We start from the raw sequence: 20,636 nt of genomic DNA on the forward strand, positions 1-20,636 counted from the left end.
GTCTCTTATGTGCATGAATTAGCTCAGGAAATGAACGATCCGCATGCTAAGGCGATCCTCGATTCTGCCGCCTTTTCCTTGGGTGTGCGCCTGCGCGAACGCGCCGCCATGATGCAAGATGAGGCAAAGTCGGAATGAAACTGATCCTCGGATCTGGCAGCCCGCGCCGCCGCGATCTGTTGGCGCAGATCGGGGTGGTGGCGGATGACATCCGCCCGCCCGAGATCGACGAAACCCCCGCCAAGGCCGAATTGCCCCGCCCCTATTGCGCCCGTATGGCGCGGCAAAAGGCATGGGCGGTTTCGGCGGATGCGGGCGATATCGTGCTCTGCGCCGACACCACCGTGGCGCTTGGGCGCCGCATTCTTGGCAAGCCGCAAGATATTGGCGAAGCGGCACAATTCCTGCTCGCCCTGTCCGGTCGGCGACACCGTGTGGTCACCGCAGTGGCCGTCCGGCGCGGTGCGCGCATATGGGAGCGTGACGTCGTGACCACCGTGCAGATGAAGCGTCTCTCGGATGAGGACCTCAACGCCTACCTTGCCACCAACGATTGGCAGGGCAAGGCGGGCGGCTATGGTATCCAAGGTCCGGCAGGCGCGTTAATCCCTTGGATTCAGGGCTCTTTCACCGCTGTTGTCGGCTTGCCACTCACTGAAACGGCTGGCCTATTGCGCGCCGCAGGCTACCCTCTCTGGAAGGACACCCCATGACCCTGCGCACCATCGCGCTCGACCATCTGAACGGCGCCGAGGCCGCGGCCCTGTTGGTCGGCGGGCGGCTTGAGGATCTGCTGATCGACTCGGATCAACCGCGCCCCGGTGCCATCTATCGTGCCATCGCCGACCGGCCCGTCAAAGGCCAGGGCGGCATGTTCCTGCGCACCCCGGATGGGTCCGCTTTCCTGCGCCAGATCAAAGGCTTGGCCCCCGATCAACCGCTACTGGTGCAAGTCACGGGCTATGCCGAACTAGGCAAGGCGCTGCCTGTGACAAGCACTATTCTCTTCAAGAGCCGTTACGCAATCGTCACCCCTGACGCGCCGGGTCTCAATATCTCTCGTTCGATCAAGGACGAGGACCTGCGCGATTCTCTCCTCGAAATCGCCCACGCCGAGATGGGGCAGAGTGCGATGGGCCTGATCTTGCGCTCCTCATGTGATACAGCCGAAGCCTCTGATATAGCAGAGGATATTCGCGCAATGTGCGAGCTGGCCGAAGCCGTTCTGGCCGATGCTACAGGGTCCGAGCCTGAGACCCTGACCGAAGGCGATGGTCCCCATACCCTTGCGTGGCGCGACTGGGTGGCCCCGGCCGATGTGATGACCACCCCCGGCTCCTTCGCAACAAGTGGCGTGCTTGACCAGATTGGGGCACTCAGTGACCCTCAGGTGCCCCTGCCTGGTGGCGGATCATATTATATCGAGCCTACCCGGGCGCTTGTGGCCGTGGATGTCAACACTGGCGGAGACGCCAGTCTTGCGGCCGGGCTCAAGGCCAACATCGCCGTGGCCCGCGACCTTCCGCGCCAGTTGCGCCTGCGGGGCTTGGGGGGGCAGATCACTCTCGATCTTGCACCAATGCCCAAAAAAGACCGCCGCACCTTCGAATCCGTTCTCCGCGCCACGTTTCGTCAGGATGCGACAGAAACTGCGCTTGTGGGCTGGACACCTCTGGGGCACTTTGAGTTGCAACGCAAACGTGACCGCCTGCCTCTGACCGACCTATTCAAATGACCTGTCCTATCTGCCAGAAAAAGACTGACCCCGCCTACCGCCCCTTCTGCTCGCGGCGCTGTGCTGACATTGATCTCGGCAAATGGTTTGCGGGCGATTACGCTGTTCCCTCCACAGAGCCCGCCGATCTGGAAGAGGCCATCGACGCCTTGGAGCAAGAGCTGCAAAAACCCCATTGAATTTTGCTCATACCCTCTGGACACCCCGCGCGCGCTCGCCTAGAACGCATCCACCCGAAGGCCAAGCCTTCTCCCATGCCCGGGTAGCTCAGGGGTAGAGCAGTGGATTGAAAATCCTCGTGTCGGTGGTTCGATTCCGCCCCCGGGCACCATTTAAACTAAAAAATAACAAATAGTTACGGGCATTAACCTGGCAACCTGTTACGAGGCCGGAATTGTCTGGGTATCACATGGGTATCATTTGCGCGCCGCTTGGCACTTGAGCGGCAATCAAGACACCTGAGCCTGAGATCCCAGTATCTCCTCTATGCAGTAGTGTATTGGAGCAAACGTCCCACACTTACCGGACACAGACATGTGCTTCGCGTGCGCAGTGTTCGTCACGATGAGGGGAACGCGGAAGCTCGCTGCGCATGTGGGACCGCCAACTCAGAAAAGATTAGGCGGACTTTGGGCAGCCCTTTGACGCGGGTTGGACATATTTTGACGTGACGGCAGGAAGCCGACACTTGCAGTATTGACGAGAAGATGGTGTGGCGATCCGTCAACTCTCGTCTTCAGCATATGGATAAGGCGAAAGAATCGGCCACTGTTTCCCTGATGCTAAGTCGGGATGGCGTGGTTTCGATTCCAGAGCACCGTACTCGTCCCGGAGCTTGTCTATGAGTTTTAGACAGCGGGCGGCCGGGTCATCCTTGCCGCCGCTGCCTGTCATCGCCAGCAGCTTCCGGCGCAACTCGACCGGCGGGACGTGCTCGGTGACAACGCTTTGGATCGACGGCCACGTCATGAAAGAACGTCCGGTTTTCATCTCTAAATCGCTCAGCATCGGTACGCCGTTCGTGCCAGGGTCTTCGCCAACTGCGCTAACTAGCAAAGCAAGCTGCTTGGTTGTCAGGCCGTCCTTCAGGGGGCCCTTTACATAGGCGCGGACCTCTGGGAACTCGGAAATCAGGCCACCCAATGCGCGTCGCCAATGCCAACCGTCGTATGACTCGCCGACGAACGCGCCGCTGACAGTCAAGTCAACAAGGCGGCACGCGGCGACTATGGTGCCGAGGGATCGTCAAGTTGTTGAGGGTCGTCTCGTTGGCCAGTCGCGCGGTTTGATGATCAGGAAGATTTCCACACCCTGCCTGAAAGGCTACCGTTTCCCGCGCTCCATCATATCCTACGCTGTTTGGGCAGACGACCGCTTTGCTCTTAGCTTGCGCGACGTTGAGGATCTGCTCGCCGAGTGCGGTAGTGTTGTCAGCAACGCGGCGATTAGGGCGTGGGTTGGAAAATTTGGAACACCTGCGCAAACAGCATCCCTTCGTGACACCCAGAACCGCCGCTCCTCTCGATCTGTCGGCAACAACTTGACGGTCCCAACTCAACCTATCACATCGACCACCAAGTTTTGCCCACTCCCCGCACAGAGCGTATCAGGTTCAGATCACTGTGCGCTCTTGCTGATCATCATGCCGCGCTATTGGACGGTTGGCCACCAATTTGCGCAACAGCACATAGAAGACAGGTGTCATGAAGATACCAAAGACGGTCACCCCAATCATGCCCGCGAAAACCGCAACGCCCATTGCGACGCGCATTTCCGCGCCTGCCCCTGTCGACAGAACGAGCGGCAGCACGCCCAAGATGAAGGCAATCGAGGTCATCAGGATCGGGCGCAGGCGCAGGCGGCTGGCTTCGATCGCGGCCTCGACCGGCGTCCTGCCCTCTATCTCAAGCTCTCGTGCAAACTCGACGATAAGGATAGCGTTCTTTACCGAGAGCCCGATCAAGACGACCAGACCGATCTGGGTGAAGACATTGTTGTCCCCCCCTGTGAGCCAGATGCCGGTCAACGCGGCCATAACCCCCATAGGGACGATCATTATGATCGCTATTGGCAGCGTCATGCTTTCGTACTGCGCGGCCAGAACCAGGAACACCAGAAGCAGGATCAGAGGGAAGACCAACACCTCGGAGTTGCCGGCGAGGATTTGCTGGTAGGTCAGTTCGGTCCATTCGAACGCGACCCCTTTCGGCAGGGTTTCTGCGGCGATCCTTTCGACGGCGTCCTGGGCCTGCCCCGAGGAAAATCCGGGGGCGGGGCCGCCATTGACGTCGGCGGCAAGGTAGCCGTTATACCGTGTGACCCGGTCCGGCCCCGTGGTCGGGTACACATCGAGCAGGGCGGAAAGGGGAATCATCTCTCCGGTTCGGGAGCGGACCTCGAATTGTCCGACGTCCTCTGCGTGAGCGCGGTATTTTGCATCCGCCTGAACCCGGACCGAGTAGGTCCGGCCGAATGCGTTGAAGTCGTTCACGTAAAGCGACCCGAGATAGATTTGCAGCGTGTCAAAGACGTCTGTCACCGAAACGCCCAGCTGCTCGGCCTTTGTGCGGTCGAGATCTGCGTATAGCTGCGGGACGTTGATCTGGAAGCTGGAGAACAATCCGGCCAGTTCGGGCGCTTGGTATGCTTGGGCCAGGAACGCCTTGTTGGCGCTGTCGAGCACGTCGAACCCGAGGCCTGCACGATCCTCGATTTGCAGTTTGAAGCCCCCGGTTGTTCCCAGCCCCTGCACGGGAGGGGGCGAGAACATGGCGATGAAGGCATCCTGAATGGAGCCAAATTTCTGGTTCAGTTGCATCGCGATCGCATCCCCTGAAAGCTCGGGAGATTGGCGTTCGTCAAAGTCTGTCAACGTTGCGAAAACGATGCCCGCATTCGAGGAATTCGTGAAGCCGTTGATCGAAAGACCCGGAAAGGCGACCGCATGTTCGACGCCGGGCTGTTCCAGCGCGATCTCGCTCATGCGGCGGATGACGTCCTCGGTACGATCGAGCGTGGCGGCGTCGGGAAGTTGCGCGAAGCCGATGAGATACTGCTTGTCCTGCGCGGGCACAAAGCCGCCGGGAATGGACGTAAAGAGGCCGTATGTCGTGCCAGCAAGCGCCAGGTAGACGACCATGACGAGACTCTTGCGGGACAGCAAGCCACCGATACTGTGGCCATAGGCATTGGACCCTGCGCCGAACGCCTTATTGAACGCACGGAAGAACCATCCGAACAGCCGGTCCATTCCCTTTGTCAGCCAGTCCTTGGGGGCGTGATGGTCCTTGAGCAGAAGCGCAGCCAAAGCCGGGGACAAAGTCAGCGAATTGATCGCGGATATCACCGTGGAAATCGCGATTGTCAGGGCGAACTGGCGAAAGAATTGGCCAGACAGACCAGAGATGAACGCCAGGGGAACGAAGACTGCCACCAGCACCAGTGCGATCGCGATGATCGGCCCGGAGACCTCTTTCATCGCCTTGTAGGTCGCCTGGCGCGGGTTGAGGCCGTTCTCGATGTTCCGTTCGACGTTTTCGACGACGACGATGGCGTCATCCACGACGATGCCGATGGCGAGCACGAGGCCGAAGAGGCTGAGTGCGTTGATGGAAAAGCCGAACACATACATGACGCCGAATGTGCCGACGATCGAAACCGGGACGGCGATCAACGGAATGATTGAGGCGCGCCAGGTTTGCAGGAATACGATGACCACGATGACCACAAGTGCGACGGCTTCCAGCAGCGTGTGCACGACTTTCTCGATAGAGGAGCGGACGAACTTGGTGGTGTCGTAGACGATCTCGAATTCGACATCGTCCGGCATCGCCTCCTCAAGCTCTTCCATGGTGGTGAGCACCTCGTTCGAGATCGCGATCGCGTTGGAACCAGGAGACTGGAACACTGGCAAGGCAACGGCGGCTTTGCCATCCAAGAGCGAGCGCAGTGAATAGTCCGCCGCGCCGAGTTCGATCCGGGCGACATCGTGCAGGCGTGTGACTTGGCCGGTCTCGCCGGCGCGCACGATGATGTTCCCGAAATCCTCTGGCGTCTGCAAGCGACCCTGTGCATTGACGCTGAGTTGCATGTCGACGCCGTCCACATTCGGCGACGCGCCGATAATGCCGGCGGCGGCCTGAACGTTCTGTTCGCGAATGGCATTGGTAATATCGCTGGCGGCCAGATCGTATTGAGCCGCCTTTTGGGGGTCTATCCAGACCCGCATAGAATAGTCACCCGACCCGAACACCTGAACCTGACCGACACCGTCGATCCGTGCCAGCCGGTCTTTGATGTTTAGGACCGCGTAGTTACGAAGATAAGTGATGTCGTAACGGTCGTTCGGAGAGGTTAGGTGCACCACCATCATCAGGTCCGGCGAGCTTTTCACAGTCGAGACACCAAGGCTCCTGACTTCTGCGGGAAGGCGAGGTTCGGCCTGGGAGACGCGGTTCTGGACAAGCTGCTGCGCCTGGTCCGCGTCGGTCCCCAGCTCGAAGGTCACCGTCAGTGTCAGCACACCATCAGAGGTCGCCTGGCTAGACATGTAGAGCATGCCTTCGACACCATTGATCTGTTCCTCGAGCGGCGTTGCGACGGTTTCCGCAATCACCTTGGGGTTCGCGCCGGGGTAGGTCGCCCTGACGACGATCGAGGGGGGGACCACCTCGGGATATTCCGAGATCGGCAGGTTTGGTATGCTGATCAGGCCACCCAGCAGGATCAGGAGTGACAGCACAGCCGCAAAGACCGGGCGGTCAATAAAAAGTCTGGAGATATTCATTTTCCATGTCCTTCAAGGGAGGATTGAGACAGGTGAAGCCAATCCGGTGGCGGGCGGCCATCGGAAAAATGCATTTCGTGTTTGGTGCGTGCCGCGACGCCTAGCCGCGCAAGGTTAGTTCACCGAGGCGATCTTTTCCTGAGGTTGGGGATCGACCAGCGCACCGGGTCTTATCCGTTGCAGGCCGTTGACCACGATCCGCTCGCCCGGCGTGAGGCCCTGTTCGACGATCTTCTGGCCTTGGGCGTTGCGGCCAAGTTCCACGGCGCGGTAATTGACCCTGTTGCCGTCGTCGACGACATAGACGAACTTCTTGTCCTGATCAGTGCCGATTGCGCGTTCACTGACTAGGATCTTGTCTTCGAGCAACGGTTCGCCCATGCGGACGCGAACAAACTGGCCGGGGAAGAGCCGTCCGTCCGGGTTGTCGAAAACGGCCCTGACAGCGATGGTGCCGCTGGCGGCATCGACTTCGTTGTCGATAAGCTGAAGCCTGCCTTTGACCGGCTTGCCGCTTACGTTACCAGTTTCGATCTCAACCGGAACAAGATCGAGCGGGGGCATGGTGCCAACGTCGCGTGGTAGCTTGGCAAGCAATTCGGAGATCAGGTCTTCGTCCGCGTTGAAGCTTGCATAGATGGGATCGACGGACACGAGCGTGGTCAGCGTGAGCGAAGTAGCGCCGCCAGCGATCAGGTTTCCGGCGGTGATTTCAATCTTGCCGACACGGCCTGAGATCGGCGCGCGGACCTGCGTGTAGCCGAGTTCGAGGTTTGCAGATCTCAGGGCCGCTGTGGCGGTGCGCAGGTTCGCCTGGGCTTGCAAGACGGTATTTTGCCGTTGATCAAGGACGCTTTGGGGAATGGTCCGGTTCTTGATGAGCTTGGCGCCCCGGTCGAGTTCCAATTGGGCCAGGTCAAGCTGGGCTTTGGCGAGGGCCACCTGACCGTCGAGCCGGGTGACGGCAGTCTCGAAAGGTTCGGGATCAATGGTGAACAGCAGGTCGCCGGCCTTGACATACGACCCTTCGCGGAAATCCACCGACTGTATTGTGCCGCTGACCCGCGACCGGATCTGAACCCGGTCGACGGCCTCCAGACGGCCAGAAAAATTCTCCCACAGCGCGACCTTCTTGCTGGTCACTTCCGCTACAGTCACAGGCACCGCAGGGGCTTCGGCCTGCGTTTCCGCCGCGATCGCAGATTTGGTTGTGGGGAAGTCCATCAACGCCGTTCCCGCCGCAAGGGAGACGACAATTGCCAGGCTGGCGCCCGCGAGGGTCCAGTGATTGTTTCTCGGTTTCATCAGTCTTTCCTTTGATCTGGACAAAAGCGGCCAGTGGTCGCGCGCCCCGTCGAGGCGCGGTCAGATTGTCACTGGTTGTTGAGCGAATTCAAAAAGTCGGAAAACTGCCTGGCGAGGCTCTCTTGCCAAGTTACGGGTGTGTCGCCCTTGCAGCCATAGATCGAGGGCCACCCCATCCCGGCGGGAAGAATGTGTTGGCTGACCTTGACGTTTGCAGCGATCAGCGCCACCGCATAGGCGAGTGTCTCGTCGTGCAGCGGGTCGTCTTCGGACGTGACGACCAGGGCTGGTGCGACGCCAGCCAACCTAGAACAGGTTCGGGGTGCCGCGTAGGGGTGGCACAAACCGCCGCTCAGATAGTGACTCCAACCCTCTGTCCAGCGGTTCCGCATGTCGACAGGCGCGCCGCTGCGGATCGAGGCCGAGCCCATATATGGGTCAAGCAAGGGTGACAGCAGGACCTGGCCGTCCAAAGCATGTTCGCAATGGTCCCGGGCCTTGAGCGCAACCGCCGCCGCGAGGTTTCCGCCGGATTCCACACCACAAACCAGCAAGGGAGATTTCCTTGTGCCAAGGCCCGCGCGTTTCCGTGCCAGATGGGACAGTACCGCAAAGCCGGTTTCAAGCGGGCTGGGAAACACGCTTCCCGACACGCCGCAGCAATCTGGTATGACGACGGTTATTCCCGTCCCAGCAATGGTCTCCGCAACGAGGTTGGCCTCGTTTTTGTCGCCCTGAAATGCACAGCCGCGAAAGAAAAGCAGGATCGGTGCAGAGGTGCATTGTGCCGAGCAATTGAGAATGCGTGCAGGCACGGACCCGCTGGCAGCAGTTTCAAGCGTCATGTCCCTTCGGTCTATTGCCATCGTATCATCTCACTTCGTTCAGAAGCTTAATCGAGGGGCCGTAATCCCTTCACCTCGAATAGATGCATTTGTTCGGAAAATTTAACAAGGTTGCCTTTTTGGGTTATACTATTCGTGTTTTCGTATAATCGTCTGATTTGCGCCAGTATCAGCGACAGAGGTGCTGGCGAAATGACCTGTTTCATCCCTCCGCACGCCATACATGTGATTGAGGTTGTCGGGACGAGAGAACGCGCGATCACAATGCAGCGTCAGCGAACCGGCTGGATGTCGGACAGCATGCCGATCAGCCAATCCACGAAAACCCTGACCTTGTTGCTCAGGTGCCGGTTTGGCGGATAGACCACATAGACCGGAACCGTCTTTGCCTTCCAGTCTGACAGCACCGGCACAAGCGCGCCTTTGGCGATCTCGTCCTCGGCCATGAAATCCGGCAATTGGCCGATGCCCTGGCCAGAAATCGTGGCACGCAAATAGCTTCGGACATCGTTGACGGCAATCCGGTGCTTGCTGTTGATGGAAATTTCGCTGTCATCTTGCGCGAAAACAAAGGGTTTCAGACTGCCAGTCTGGGCGATGAAATAGTTCACGCAAAGATGGTCGGTTTCGAGCTGTGCCGGTGTTGAAGGTGTCCCGTGGTTTTCAAGATATGAAGGCGCTGCGCAGGTGATTAGGCCGATTTCGGAAACGCGCCGGGCGATCAATGACTGATCCTTGGGTTCCCCGGCCCGCAGTGCGCAGTCGACGTTCTCTCGCACATAGTCGACAGTTCTGTCAGTGACACCGATGTCGAGCTGGATGTCAGGATAACTCTGATAGAAATCAGCCAGTGACGGAATGACGTACCAATCGGCGAAGGCACCGGACATTTCGACCCGCAGCCGGCCGCTGGGGCGGGTCTGGCGATGTGTCAGGCTGTTGTCGAGCTCGTCGATCTCGCTCACGAGTTGCACAGCCCGTTCGTAATAGAACGCGCCATCAGTCGTCACGATCACGAGGCGCGTGGTTCTGCTCAGCAACTTGGTCTGCAAGTGCTTTTCCAAGCGTTGAATAAGGTTGGTCAGGGTTGCCTTGGGCATGCGCAGGCTTTCCGCGGCACGGGTGAAATTTCCCGTTTCAACGACCCTGACAAAGGCCCGCATGGCGGAGAGTTGATCCATTAAACCTCTGTCCGATGTGATCGCTGGGCATATTGTACGAAGGTAGGAATAGCGTAGAGAAGTTTGCGCACTTGTTCAAATGAATGAAAAGCATGAATCAATTCCCTAGGTTCAGCGGGATCGTCAAGTTGTTGCCGACAGTGAGGTGCCCTTTCCCCTTTCAGTTTCAGGTCACGCCATTCGATAATTCTCCTGCTTTGTTGTAACTGCCCAGATCATTCGGGCCATCTTGTTTGCTAAGGCAACGGCAGCAACCTCTTCGGCTTGAGCGCGACAAGTGCGGCTAACCAGCGGTTGGCGTTGCCACCTTTACGAACGACCCGACGTATCACGCTCGTGGCGCCGACGATCAGCAATCGACGGATGTCGGTTTGCCCAATCTTGCTGACCGATCCCAGTCTGGCCTTTCCGCGCGTTGACCTTTGTCGAGGCACCAAACCCAGCCATGCGGCGAAGTTGCGGCCGCTGTCAGACGTGTCAAGATCAGGCGTGAATGCCGCGACAGCACCTGCGGTGACAGGGCCGATCCCTGGAATGGTGCAAAGCCTGCGCAGTTGCTCATCTGTCTTTGATGAGGTCTCCAGCTCATCGGAAAGCCGGTCTATGACTTCGGTGAGCCGCGCAATCTGCTCAACATAGATTGATCCCATGTGTCGGACCGGCTCGGGCAGATCTGTGCTCTCTTCGGCAAGGGCGTTCTCAAGCAGTTTGAGGCTTGCCGGCCCTTTGGGTACTACCAACCCAAACTCAGCCAAATGGCCGCGCAGGGCATTGATAAGCTGCGTGCGCTGTCGAACCATACATTGATACGTTCGGAACGCGACCGCCCGGCCTTGGGTTGCCACATTCTTTACGGCTACGAACCGCATGGTCGGACGCATGGCGGCCTCCGCAATGGCTTCCGCGTCCGCGCGATCATTCTTCTGGCGCTTTACGAACGGCTTCACGTAAGCAGCAGGCACGAGCCTAACTTCGTGGCCATGACTTTGAGCAATACGGCCCCAGTGATGCGACGTCGCGCAGGCTTCCATTGCGACAATGCAGGCAGGCTGGTCAGCCAACAGCGTCGCCAGACGGGTTCTCGACACGGCGCGGTTGAAGACAACCACCCCATAGGGCCCAACTGCACAGACCTGAAAACTGCCTTTTGCCAAGTCGATCGCCAAAATACTGATCTTTGATGTCATCGATATGCCCTCCACTAAGCGAATATAGAACCGTCATGTTATACGATGCCGGCCGGTGGGGGCATCCACCGCATCAATTCACTCCCCAGTGACAACACCAACTCCAAGCTGATATCCGCCCGTTCCCGTCGACCAGACACTGCTTCCTTGCATCGACAGACCACCACCAAATAATGGAACGCGGTATTTGCCGACGCGCCCGTCGGCGGTCGGAGACGAGATGGAATGATCATGGCGCGTGTCCTTGTCTTTGCTTTTGACCTCAAAGAGGCTTCGCAGATTCGCCGTATTCGCAGCTTGTTACAGCTCGGCTACGACGTGCGAAGCCTGGCGTTTCAGCGCGGCAATATGAACGCGGACTTCGTGCCAGACTGGACGAATACCAGCCTCGGTCACGTCCCGAACGAGAATTACGGCAAACGCCTGCTTGCTCTTATCCGAGCGCTCTGGCCAACCTTCAGATCACGGCAGGATCTCAGATCTGCAGATGTCATTGTGGCGCGAAACTTCGATCTTTTGATCCTCGCCTGGATGGCACGAAGCCTGTTCGGTCGAAGACGGGTCCCAATCGTATACGAGTGCCTCGACATTCATCGGCTATTCACGCGCCCCGATGCGATTGGTGCTCTGATGCGTTGGTGTGAACGGCGCCTTCTGGCGCGCGTACAGCTTCTGATCGTCTCTTCGCCCGGCTTCGTTGAACATTACTTCGTGCCGGTTCAGGGGTTCCTCGGTGACGTCTCGATTATCGAGAACAAGCTCTGGTTCGATGGCGCAAAGGTCTCGCGTCCGCTGGACGCACCGCGACGCGATGCGCAGGGTCCCATCATACTCAGTTGGGTTGGATCCATTCGCTGTGCGCCCAGCCTTCAGATCCTGCTTCAAACCGCCGACCGGATGGGCAAGGACGTGCAGATCAACATCCACGGGAATGTTCACCGACACGCGGTCGGCGACATCGACGCCGCTGTGGAGTCGCGGGAAAATATTCGATTCTTTGGCCCTTATAGCTATCCCGGCGATCTGGAAGCGATCTATGCTGGCAGCGATCTCGTCTGGGCGCAGGATCTCTGGCAGAGCGGCGCGAATTCGGACTGGCTGTTGCCCAATCGGATTTATGAGGCGAGCTGGTTCGGCTGCCCTTCGATTGCGGTTGAAACGACCGAGACAGGTCGAAAGGTCGCAGCCGAACAACTGGGCCTGACAATATCAGAGCCCTCCGCCGATGCGCTTGTCGCGCTCCTACGCCGTATCACGCGTCCTGAACTCAGCGCTCTTTCGCAAGGGATTCTGGAGCAGGACGACAAGCAGTTCGAACTTCGCCCCGAGGCGATTGCAGACGCTCTGAGCCCGGCATTCCGAATCTCGCCAGCAGACCGCTAGGACGGCCTTCTCGGGTTTGAGTGTCGACACCAAGCCTAAAGCGGACAGCATTGTCTCCCTGACACTGTGGTCACGCCCCAAGCCCGAAACGCCGCAGCGCGCCCGAAACAGTTTGCCGAACACCATTGCCAAGACGTCGCGCCTTCGGCGTGTGTCGATAACCCGGTATGGGCTGACATTGCCCGATAGCACCGCGATTCTCTGACTTAAAGCGCTCGACCCAGACTTCTGTAGGATCGTTGGATGCACGTTGAGCCTTGGGCTGAAAGACATCCTCGTCGGTCGATGCGTCGGGCAACTCGATACTGAGATAGGCCGCAATACGCTGCATTGCGCCCCTCCGGTCGGCGACGACATCCTCGTAGAAGAGTTCCAAGGGCTTCACGCCCAGACTGGCCAGGAAAGACGTCCACCCGGCATTGAAATCGGCAATCGCATCCAGCTTCGCCGCAATCAGATTGCGGTCGTATCGCGCTTCGGCCCGCTCCGGCATGTCCGAGATCCAAGCCCCTGTTTGCTGCGCCCGCGCAAATGAAACCGCCTGCCGCACGAGATCGCGGCGCTGTAGTTGGATGAATCGATAGCTCAACGGATCGACTTCGTGGTCCACAAACGCTTCCAGATGCTCATGGTGTAACTTTACGGAGAAAACTCCGTTGGGACCGGTGCGAACTGATTTGATGAATTGGAGAGTATCGGCGGCACCGGCACGGCGCGCGCGTTGTTCCCAGACCGGCCAGTTGCCGGGATTGAGATATTCCAGCGGATAGCCAAAGCAATTCAGGGCACGCATCTGATGGCCGAGAAAATGGCTGCCGCATCGCGGCGTCGTGCAAATGGCGACATGACATGTCGCCGGGGTCGGATCGAAGTCGTTCTCGACTGCGAATTGCCGCTGCCAGAGAGTCTCCGGAACAGCAAGCTGCTGGCTGTTTAATTCGTTTTCAGGGGGTGCGGTCACGAGTCATCCTCACAGTGCGTCAAGTGTTTGCTTGTTCCGGGTAACCGATCTACCCATGAGCAGGGCAGGGCGCTCTTCGCTTCGATGTGATTGTTCGGCTTGGCCGTGTCTTTGCAGTCGTGCAATTAAAGCCTTGGCCAGCAAATGAAACCCTTTAGTTACGCGACCACACCCGAGATTCGGCCGGAGCGAGCTTCGTTTCTCATGACTTGCATGCCCATCGGCAAGAAACCGTGGCCGAAAATGCGATAGTTCGCGCATCTAAGGAAGGTCTTGTTATAGTTCGCTAATATTGATTTGACACCATGAGCGCGAGCCGAATCCCCTGAGTTTATTTGGTGTTTAAGGAACTTCTGCCAAGCAGAGGTGGCAAAATTCTGCTGTTCTCGCTGCAGTTGCAAAGTGACGCTACACGATATCGGAGCCATCAAGTAATGATTTGTGCAGATTTCCAGTCACCTCTTCAGGAGCACGCACATGTCGACGTCGAATGAAGTTAGCCCGGAAGTGTTTACCAGTCGCCAAACTTGTTCCGGCGGCCACGAGCATGGCGATACGAGAGTCTCCTCCCGCAGGGTGTTAGGGGGGCGCTCAAAGAGAGTTTTGGACGTTTTCGTTGCGCTCTTCGGCCTCGTTCTTCTAAGCCCTCTGTTCATGCTGATCGCCTGCGCGATCAAGCTTACATCGCCCGGCCCTGTGCTGTTTGGTCATACTCGCATCGGCTATGCCGGGCAGCCGTTCCGCTGCTGGAAGTTTCGCTCAATGGTGGTCGATGGTCAGGACCTGTTGGACCGCTACCTGGCAGAACACCCTGACGAGCACCATACATGGGTAACCGAACGCAAACTGAAGAACGATCCCCGTGTAACCCGGATTGGCGGGGTTCTCCGTACCTATAGCGTCGATGAGTTGCCGCAATTGCTCAATGTTCTGGTCGGCTCAATGAGTCTGGTCGGGCCACGCCCCGTGGTGCGCGATGAACTGTCACTCTACAGCGACGCGGTGCAGTTTTATCTGAGCGCACACCCAGGAATCACCGGCCTTTGGCAAGTAAGCGGACGCAGCGATGTCGGTTACGACAAGCGGGTCGAATTGGACAAATCATATGTACAAAACTGGTCGTTGTTTTTGGACTGCGTGATTCTAGTCCGCACAATCCCGGCGGTTATCGCGGCGCGGGGCTCGTATTGAGCCGCGGCGGGATCGCGCGCAACACCGCAGACATCTGGTCTTGCACGCATCAGATTGGCGATGCAGCACGGCAAACTATGAAAAGGGATGCGTGATGCAATGGACATCAAGGGCCATATCGGCCTGTCTGACCGCGATGCTCTGGCTGAACCAGCCAGCCTTAGCGCAAACGCCGGACGTACCAGTTGGAATGAACGACATTCTCAAAGTGCGGGCGACGATCTGGAACGCTGCCGACGGCACGGTCGAGGAACTGCTGACGGTTTCGGACAGCTACAGCGTCAGTGCCGGTGGAAAGATCGCTGTACCGCTGGTCGGTAGCGTGGACGTGGCGGGTCTGACACCACAGGAAATCGCATCGACCCTTCAGGAAGGGATGGCAGGCTATGCCGGAGCCGGCCGCACGCCCCGAGTATCGGTCGATGTCGAGCAATATGCGATGATCTACGTCGCGGGTGAGGTCGATGCACCGAATGTCTACACGTATTCTCCCGGCTTGACTGTACTCAAGGCCGTGACGCTCGCTGGCGGTACTGCCCGGATAGAGCCCATCCTTGGCCAAGAACGCAATTTCTACCTTGCCCGGAGCGCGGCCATGGTTCTGAGCAAGGAGTTGCGTTTTCTCGAAGCACGCCGGGACCGCCTGGCTGCAGAAGTCGCGCGCAGTGAAATAACAGCCGCACAAGATAGTCCGGACCTACCGAGCGTCAGCAAGTTCCGCGCGGGCGAGGCGGCGATCTTTGAGGCCCGCAACCAACTGCTCGACCAGCAGCTGGCGTTCCTCGACAAGGCGGAAACCGCGCTGAACGATGCGATCAGCGTGCTGGAACAGAAACTCACAACCAACACGGAGCAACTGCGGGCTGGTCGCGAGGAACTGAGACGCGAGGAAGACATGGTCGAGCAAGGTCTGGCGACCCGTGTGCGGCTGTTTGATCGCGTGCGCTATGTTGGCGAGGTGGAAAGCCGAGTGCTCGATATCGAGCGCTCAATCCTGTCGACACAGCAAAATCTGCGAGACATCGAGGAAGAACGGATTGTGCTGGAGGCGACGCGAGCCGAAACCGCAGTGACCGAACTGCAAGAGGTCACCGCCAAGATCGTGCAGGCCGAAGCCAAGCTGGACGGAGAATATGCGCTGATGTCGGCAGCACTCGGCGAGGACGTCACATTGGAAAGCCTGCATGCGCGCGCCGTCGGCACGCCGGAATTCTGGATCACCCGCACCCGCGAAGGCGACTCCCGGCAGTTTGAGGCGCAGAGCGATACCTCAATTTTGCCGGGTGATGTGGTCGAGGTCCAATTCCCCGACATTCTGGAGGAGGATTTTCCAGAAACCCCGGCGGCGTTTTCCGCAGCCGGATCGGTCAACTGAAGCATCAGCCAGATCGGAATTTGCCATGAGCCAATCGCTTGAGACCACCGCTGTCGCTCCTGGCACGGCTTATCATCCGCATGTCCGCGCCGGCCGGTCGCGGTCCGCCGCTGTTGGAGTGCTCTGGTCATCGTTGCACACGGCTATTCCAATCTTCGGTTCCACGCTGATTTTTTACGTCAGCGCACGCTATCTCTCCCCGGCCGATCTGGGGCTCTTCGGCCTCGCGAGCAGTTTGGTGATGACGGCGATAGCAGTGTCGCCAATTGCGTTCGGCGAGGCACTTGTTCAGCGCAAGACGATCTCGAAATCCAACGCCGACAGTGTCTTCTGGATGACGATTGCGGTTGGTTTGGTTCTGATGTTGTCGGTCTTTCTGGCAGCACCGTCCATCGCGCAATGGGCAGGCGACAGCGCAATTGCCGCGCTGCTACCGCTGTTGGGACTGCGTATCCCGCTCGACCTGTCGGTGGCGGTGCCCAACGCGATGATCGTGCGGTCGATGAAGTTCAAGCTTGTCGCCTTACGAACCTCCGTTGCCACTGCGGTCAGCCTGGTCATCACCCTCTCCTTGCTTTGGGCTGGTTATGGCTATTGGGCTCTGGCAATCAGCCAGCTTTCGAGCAGTATCGTGATCTGCGCGATGGTCTTCTGGACCTCCGGCTGGCGCCCGGGTCTGAGCTTCAATCTGCACGCAATCAAAGAGTTGACCGGATACGGGCTCTATGCGTCCGGAACGCGAATGCTGACGACAATGCGTCTTGATCACATCGTACTGGGTGCGCTTGGCGGCACGGCGATGCTCGGGTTCTACTTCTTTGCTCAAAAGCTCTACCTGATGCTGACCCAATTCGTCGGCGGCGCGCTTTCATCTGTGACCCATGCATTGTTCTCATCTCTTCAGGATGACCGCGAGAAGACCGCCCGCGCCTTCTACATTGCCTCGTTCTCGGCGGCGGTCGTCAGCCTGCCGTTGTTCAGTCTGCTCCTGGCGCTCGCCCCCGACATCGTGGCACTGCTCTTCGATCCCCGGTGGCAGGGTGCCGGATTCACAGTGCAGATGTTCAGCGTGATCGGCTGCATAGCGGGCGTCAGCGTTGTGCAAGGCGCGTTCATCCGAAGCCAAGGCAAAGCAAACTGGTGGTTCTTCTACCAGCTCATCCAGCAGGCAACGTCGTTGCTGGTGATCGGTGTAACCTTCAGTGCCGGGCTGGAGACGCTCATGATCGCGCTCGTTCTCAAATCCCTACTGGTCTGGCCGATATCGGTCATCATGATGGCACGGCTGCTGGGGATTGGACTCCTCAAGTACCTAGGGACGTTTGTCACCCCGGCTATTGCCACCCTGGCGATGATCTCTGCGGTGCTGGCAACCCAGCATCTGGCGCCCGAGCTATCTCCCGCCATCTCAGTGGCGGCCCGTATCGGTATCGCGATAGTCACCTATCTGGCCGTCCTCGGATTGATCGCAACGGACAGAATTGTGGAGATCCTCAACCTCGTGTTGCCTGGTCGGAGAAAGACTGCATGAAACTTACATATTTCCAAGGCCGCCCCCCGAACTTCGGGGACGAGCTGAATGCCACCATGTGGCATCATCTGCTGCCGCAGAGCTTCTTCGACGAAGACCCCACCACGCTGTTCGTCGGAATCGGCTCGGTGATTCAGCACAATTACCCCAGATTCGCACGTAAGCTGGTCGTCGGATCGGGATATGGCGGCTACACAGCTCTGCCGGACATTTCCGACGGGACTTGGGATTTCCGGTTCGTGCGCGGCCCACGGACCGCAAGTGCGCTAGGTCTCGATCCGCATCAGGCGATAACCGATGCGGCGGTCCTGTTGCGTGCTACCCCGTTGCCCCCACCGGCAAAGGCAATCGGCACAGCATTCATACCGCATTATGAAAGCATAGAACGCGGCGATTGGCGCGCGGCCTGCGACCTTGCCGGCATCCATTTCATTGATCCAACCGAAAGCCCGGATCGGGTGATTGCCCAACTGCGCGGCGCAGACCTGGTGATCGCCGAGGCGATGCACGGCGCAATTGTCGCCGACGCGATGCGCACGCCTTGGATCGGCGTGAAGACCATGCATCACGTCCATCGATTCAAATGGTACGACTGGACCGACTCGCTTGCCATTTCCTATCGACCACGGCCCCTCCTCCCGTCCAATGGCCGCGAAGCCTGGGCCGTCGCAACCGGACGTTCCGGCAGTGGTCCGGGCGTGCGCGCGGTCTTTGAGAACCCGGCGGGCCGTCCGGTCAACTGGGCGTGTCGGCATCTGGCTGCGCGCAGCCTGCAAAGCCTCGCCCGTGCCGATCCGCACCTGAGCGCCGACAGTGCAATCGAACGCGCAACAGACCGCGCCATGAGCAGCGTCGAGGCGATGGTCCGGGACTACGGGGATAAAGCCTGGTCGGCCTAAGTCCGGATCAGGATCGCTACCGCGTCGCACGCAGCTCCTGCACCGCATAGGCAAAGGCGCAGATGATCAGCACGGTGCGCAGGCTGAACTGAAAGAACACCGGCACCTCGACAAAGCTGATCATGATCACGATCACCACCATAACAAACATTAGTGTGGCTTCGGCGCTGCGCGAACGCAGAGCCCAAAGATAGGTCACAACGGCAGCGCCGTATAGCACACCGACCTGCAATGCCACCCCCACGAGACCGATTTCGACCGCGTTCGACAGGTAGGTGTTGTGAAAATTGAAACCGCTCCGGCCATCAATACCGAATTGCGCCCAGAGGGCCTCGGCCGGGGCGTGCCCCTGCACCCAAAAGGCCTGATAGCCGACGCCGAACAGCGGGCGTTGCGCAATCAGATCCGTGGCCATCCGCCAGAGGTCCGTGCGCCCGGTCAGTGTCGCATCCTTGCCCATCATTTCGAGGGCTGTGCGCACAAGCGCGTCCATGTTCACCGCAACCAGAAGAACGCCAAGGCTGACACCGAGCAGGACCGCAATGATCGTAACGGACCGCTGCAACGGGGTGAGTCTGTAGAGGATGAGCAAGCCAGCCTGGATCAGGAGCGCGGGAGGGATGAGCAGAAGGGCGCTCATGGACTGTGCCTGAAGCAGCAGGATGCCCCCCGTCATGATGCCGAAACAGGCCATCAGGCGAAATCGGTAGCTGGCGCTGCTGTCGAGGGCCTGCGCGATCGAGATCACGACGAAGATGGCGGCAGCTCCCGCCAGTGCATTCTTGCTTCCGTAAATGCCCAGCCAGGCTCCGGTATCGACGCGCACCTGCCCGACCAATACACTCGCCACCATCGCGATTGCGAAACACAAGAACAGCAGCCGACCAAACAGCCTGGGGCTGATCCTAGTCACAATCATCAGGGCGATGACCATCGTGACCATAAGTTGCAGCCCGTACCGAAAGCTCAGCCCCGGAAATTGCGACCACGCAAAGCTCATCAGGCAGAAGGCCGGAAGACACAGCAGGTACCAGTAATTGAGGCAGACGGCGGCGACCCGCGTCCAGTGACGCGCGCAGAGAAGGACGCCTGCGATCAAAAAAAGCAGCGCGCCATAGGTGCGAAGCATCGGGACGAGCACCAGTGCCGCGACAGCTATTCCGGCAAGCACCCCATCGAGCGAGATCTCGACGACATGGGCCGGGGCAGTGATGTACCGGCGCGAGACGGGGACCATTCCACGCTCATACCCCGCTCCGGATATCATTCCAGTTTACAGAGTAGGGAGGCCGGAAACTGGCAGCTTTCGCCCTCTGCCGTAAAGGCGATCCAGTCGACACTCATCGTCAGATCCTGCTCCGGTTCATCGAAACGCCCCATCCAGTTGGGAAAAGAATCGCTGCCCCAGAAACTGGCATAGATCTTTTGTGCATCAGTGGGCAGCGGCGACCCGGCGGCGGTTTCGTGCATTTTGACGCCGTCGACATACCAGGTGATGCCGTCCTCCGACCATACAAAGGAATAAGTGATAAAGCCGTCGTCTGACGGATGTGGCAGGGGCACGGGTTTGCCGTTGTGGGGCTCTCCACCAACATAGGTGTTCAGACTTACCCGCGAAGTGTCGTGCGTCAGAACCTCAAAGTCGATCTCGCCGTGTGGCTTGCCATGATGCGGGCCGATATAGGTGAAGAAGGCGGCGTTGAGTCCCGATCCCTGCGCCGTGCGAAATCGCACTTCGTAAACCCCGTAGCCATATGTCTTGCGGGATTGGATTTCTCCACAGAGGTAATCGAGTTTCTCGGTCGGGTGACGGAGAAACTGAAGGTTGAGATATCCGTCAGACACGGACATCGCATCCTTGGACCACTCGCAATTCTGCCAGGTCCCATTCACCCAACCGTCCGAGATACCCCAGAGCGATTTATCAAAACTGTCAAAATCATCGAAAAAGCTGGAGCCTTGCGGGATTTCCTCCGCCGCCGGTACAGGCGGTGCAAGACTCAAAGTGACAAGCGCCGCGCCGAAGTACCTTGCAAGCCTTGCGGAATGGAAGGCGGAGGGAAAGAGGCGAATCTTTGGCATGGAGCACTCCTGCAGCTGGACGGTGGACGGCATGTCGGGCCGAGTTTTCCGGGAATTCGCGATCCAATGCAAAGCGCATCGGCGTGCTTTCGTCACGATCGGCAAGAGGCTGCCAGAATGCCGTGCCACCGGCGGAAATCCGTTTACGGCACAGCCCATCCCTATAACATTCTGC

Annotated in this window: 16 protein-coding genes, 1 tRNA gene and 2 pseudogenes; 10 read left to right on the forward strand and 9 right to left on the reverse strand. The window is 58.8% G+C overall.

The annotated features are described in order from the left end of the window. Positions 1 to 134 precede the first annotated feature (134 nt). The 4 genes from VR71_RS22935 (at position 135) to VR71_RS22950 (ending at position 2,066) form a co-directional block, all read left to right on the forward strand. Entirely contained in the window at positions 135 to 713 is a 579-nt protein-coding gene (locus VR71_RS22935; RefSeq protein ID WP_009816115.1) for a nucleoside triphosphate pyrophosphatase, read from the forward strand. Continuing rightward, positions 710 to 1,735, forward strand: a complete 1,026-nt coding sequence (locus VR71_RS22940; protein ID WP_045686646.1) for a ribonuclease E/G — start codon at positions 710 to 712, stop codon at positions 1,733 to 1,735. Before VR71_RS22935 ends, VR71_RS22940 begins: the two co-directional genes overlap by 4 nt. Next, positions 1,732 to 1,914 carry a DNA gyrase inhibitor YacG gene (locus VR71_RS22945; protein WP_009816113.1) on the forward strand — a complete coding sequence of 61 codons (183 nt, stop codon included), beginning with the start codon at positions 1,732 to 1,734 and terminating at the stop codon, positions 1,912 to 1,914. The genes VR71_RS22940 and VR71_RS22945 overlap by 4 nt, the downstream gene beginning before the upstream one ends. 77 nt (positions 1,915 to 1,991) lie before the next feature. Next, positions 1,992 to 2,066, forward strand: a tRNA-Phe gene (locus tag VR71_RS22950). Positions 2,067 to 2,458: 392 nt separating this feature from the next. Here the strand turns inward: VR71_RS22950 and VR71_RS22955 are convergent. Next, positions 2,459 to 2,878: a hypothetical protein gene (locus VR71_RS22955; RefSeq protein ID WP_045686647.1), complete on the reverse strand. Its 420-nt coding sequence runs from the start codon at positions 2,876 to 2,878 to the stop codon at positions 2,459 to 2,461. 145 nt (positions 2,879 to 3,023) lie between these two features. On the opposite strand from VR71_RS22955, the pseudogene VR71_RS25420 reads away from it, so the two are divergent. Continuing rightward, positions 3,024 to 3,206 (forward strand): annotated as a pseudogene (locus tag VR71_RS25420) (IS6 family transposase); the annotation flags it as partial. Positions 3,207 to 3,347: 141 nt separating this feature from the next. Here VR71_RS25420 and VR71_RS22960 read toward each other — a convergent pair. The 5 genes and pseudogenes from VR71_RS22960 to VR71_RS22980 all read right to left on the reverse strand — a co-directional run bounded on the left by VR71_RS22960 (position 3,348) and on the right by VR71_RS22980 (position 11,039). Beyond that, positions 3,348 to 6,521 (reverse strand): efflux RND transporter permease subunit, encoded by a 3,174-nt coding sequence (locus VR71_RS22960; RefSeq protein WP_045686648.1) that lies wholly within the window; start codon positions 6,519 to 6,521, stop codon positions 3,348 to 3,350. A gap of 114 nt (positions 6,522 to 6,635) precedes the next feature. Further along, positions 6,636 to 7,826 (reverse strand): efflux RND transporter periplasmic adaptor subunit, encoded by a 1,191-nt coding sequence (locus tag VR71_RS22965; protein ID WP_045686649.1) that lies wholly within the window; start codon positions 7,824 to 7,826, stop codon positions 6,636 to 6,638. Between the two features lie 68 nt (positions 7,827 to 7,894). Then, positions 7,895 to 8,671 carry an alpha/beta hydrolase fold domain-containing protein gene (locus VR71_RS22970; protein WP_296430789.1) on the reverse strand — a complete coding sequence of 259 codons (777 nt, stop codon included), beginning with the start codon at positions 8,669 to 8,671 and terminating at the stop codon, positions 7,895 to 7,897. A 272-nt stretch (positions 8,672 to 8,943) separates the two neighbouring features. After that, complete coding sequence (locus tag VR71_RS22975; RefSeq protein ID WP_045686651.1) at positions 8,944 to 9,852, reverse strand: LysR family transcriptional regulator; 909 nt, start codon at positions 9,850 to 9,852, stop codon at positions 8,944 to 8,946. 171 nt (positions 9,853 to 10,023) lie between these two features. Then, positions 10,024 to 11,039 (reverse strand): annotated as a pseudogene (locus VR71_RS22980) (IS110 family transposase). 231 nt (positions 11,040 to 11,270) lie between these two features. On the opposite strand from VR71_RS22980, the gene VR71_RS22985 reads away from it, so the two are divergent. Next, positions 11,271 to 12,422, forward strand: coding sequence for a glycosyltransferase (locus VR71_RS22985; RefSeq protein WP_296430791.1), 1,152 nt, complete (start codon positions 11,271 to 11,273; stop codon positions 12,420 to 12,422). Between the two features lie 70 nt (positions 12,423 to 12,492). Here the strand turns inward: VR71_RS22985 and VR71_RS22990 are convergent, their stop codons facing one another. Beyond that, positions 12,493 to 13,383, reverse strand: coding sequence for a Stf0 family sulfotransferase (locus tag VR71_RS22990; RefSeq protein WP_296430793.1), 891 nt, complete (start codon positions 13,381 to 13,383; stop codon positions 12,493 to 12,495). A 477-nt stretch (positions 13,384 to 13,860) separates the two neighbouring features. On the opposite strand from VR71_RS22990, the gene VR71_RS23000 reads away from it, so the two are divergent. The 4 genes from VR71_RS23000 (at position 13,861) to VR71_RS23015 (ending at position 18,379) form a co-directional block, all read left to right on the forward strand. After that, a complete protein-coding gene (locus tag VR71_RS23000) occupies positions 13,861 to 14,574 on the forward strand; it encodes a sugar transferase (RefSeq protein WP_296430795.1) in 714 nt (237 codons plus the stop codon). 94 nt (positions 14,575 to 14,668) lie between these two features. After that, positions 14,669 to 15,949, forward strand: coding sequence for a polysaccharide biosynthesis/export family protein (locus tag VR71_RS23005; protein ID WP_083781498.1), 1,281 nt, complete (start codon positions 14,669 to 14,671; stop codon positions 15,947 to 15,949). 25 nt (positions 15,950 to 15,974) lie between these two features. Continuing rightward, the gene (locus VR71_RS23010) at positions 15,975 to 17,480 is read left to right on the forward strand and encodes a lipopolysaccharide biosynthesis protein (RefSeq protein ID WP_009816102.1); all 1,506 of its coding nucleotides are present in this window, start codon (positions 15,975 to 15,977) and stop codon (positions 17,478 to 17,480) included. Further along, entirely contained in the window at positions 17,477 to 18,379 is a 903-nt protein-coding gene (locus tag VR71_RS23015; RefSeq protein WP_045686654.1) for a polysaccharide pyruvyl transferase family protein, read from the forward strand. The genes VR71_RS23010 and VR71_RS23015 overlap by 4 nt, the downstream gene beginning before the upstream one ends. A gap of 16 nt (positions 18,380 to 18,395) precedes the next feature. Here the strand turns inward: VR71_RS23015 and VR71_RS23020 are convergent, their stop codons facing one another. After that, positions 18,396 to 19,616, reverse strand: coding sequence for an O-antigen ligase (locus VR71_RS23020; protein ID WP_045686655.1), 1,221 nt, complete (start codon positions 19,614 to 19,616; stop codon positions 18,396 to 18,398). Positions 19,617 to 19,642: 26 nt separating this feature from the next. After that, the gene (locus VR71_RS23025) at positions 19,643 to 20,461 is read right to left on the reverse strand and encodes a family 16 glycosylhydrolase (protein ID WP_296430797.1); all 819 of its coding nucleotides are present in this window, start codon (positions 20,459 to 20,461) and stop codon (positions 19,643 to 19,645) included. Positions 20,462 to 20,636 lie beyond the last annotated feature (175 nt).

The sequence above is a fragment of the Roseovarius sp. BRH_c41 genome (genome assembly GCF_000961715.1).
Taxonomy (GTDB): Bacteria; Pseudomonadota; Alphaproteobacteria; order Rhodobacterales; family Rhodobacteraceae; genus Roseovarius.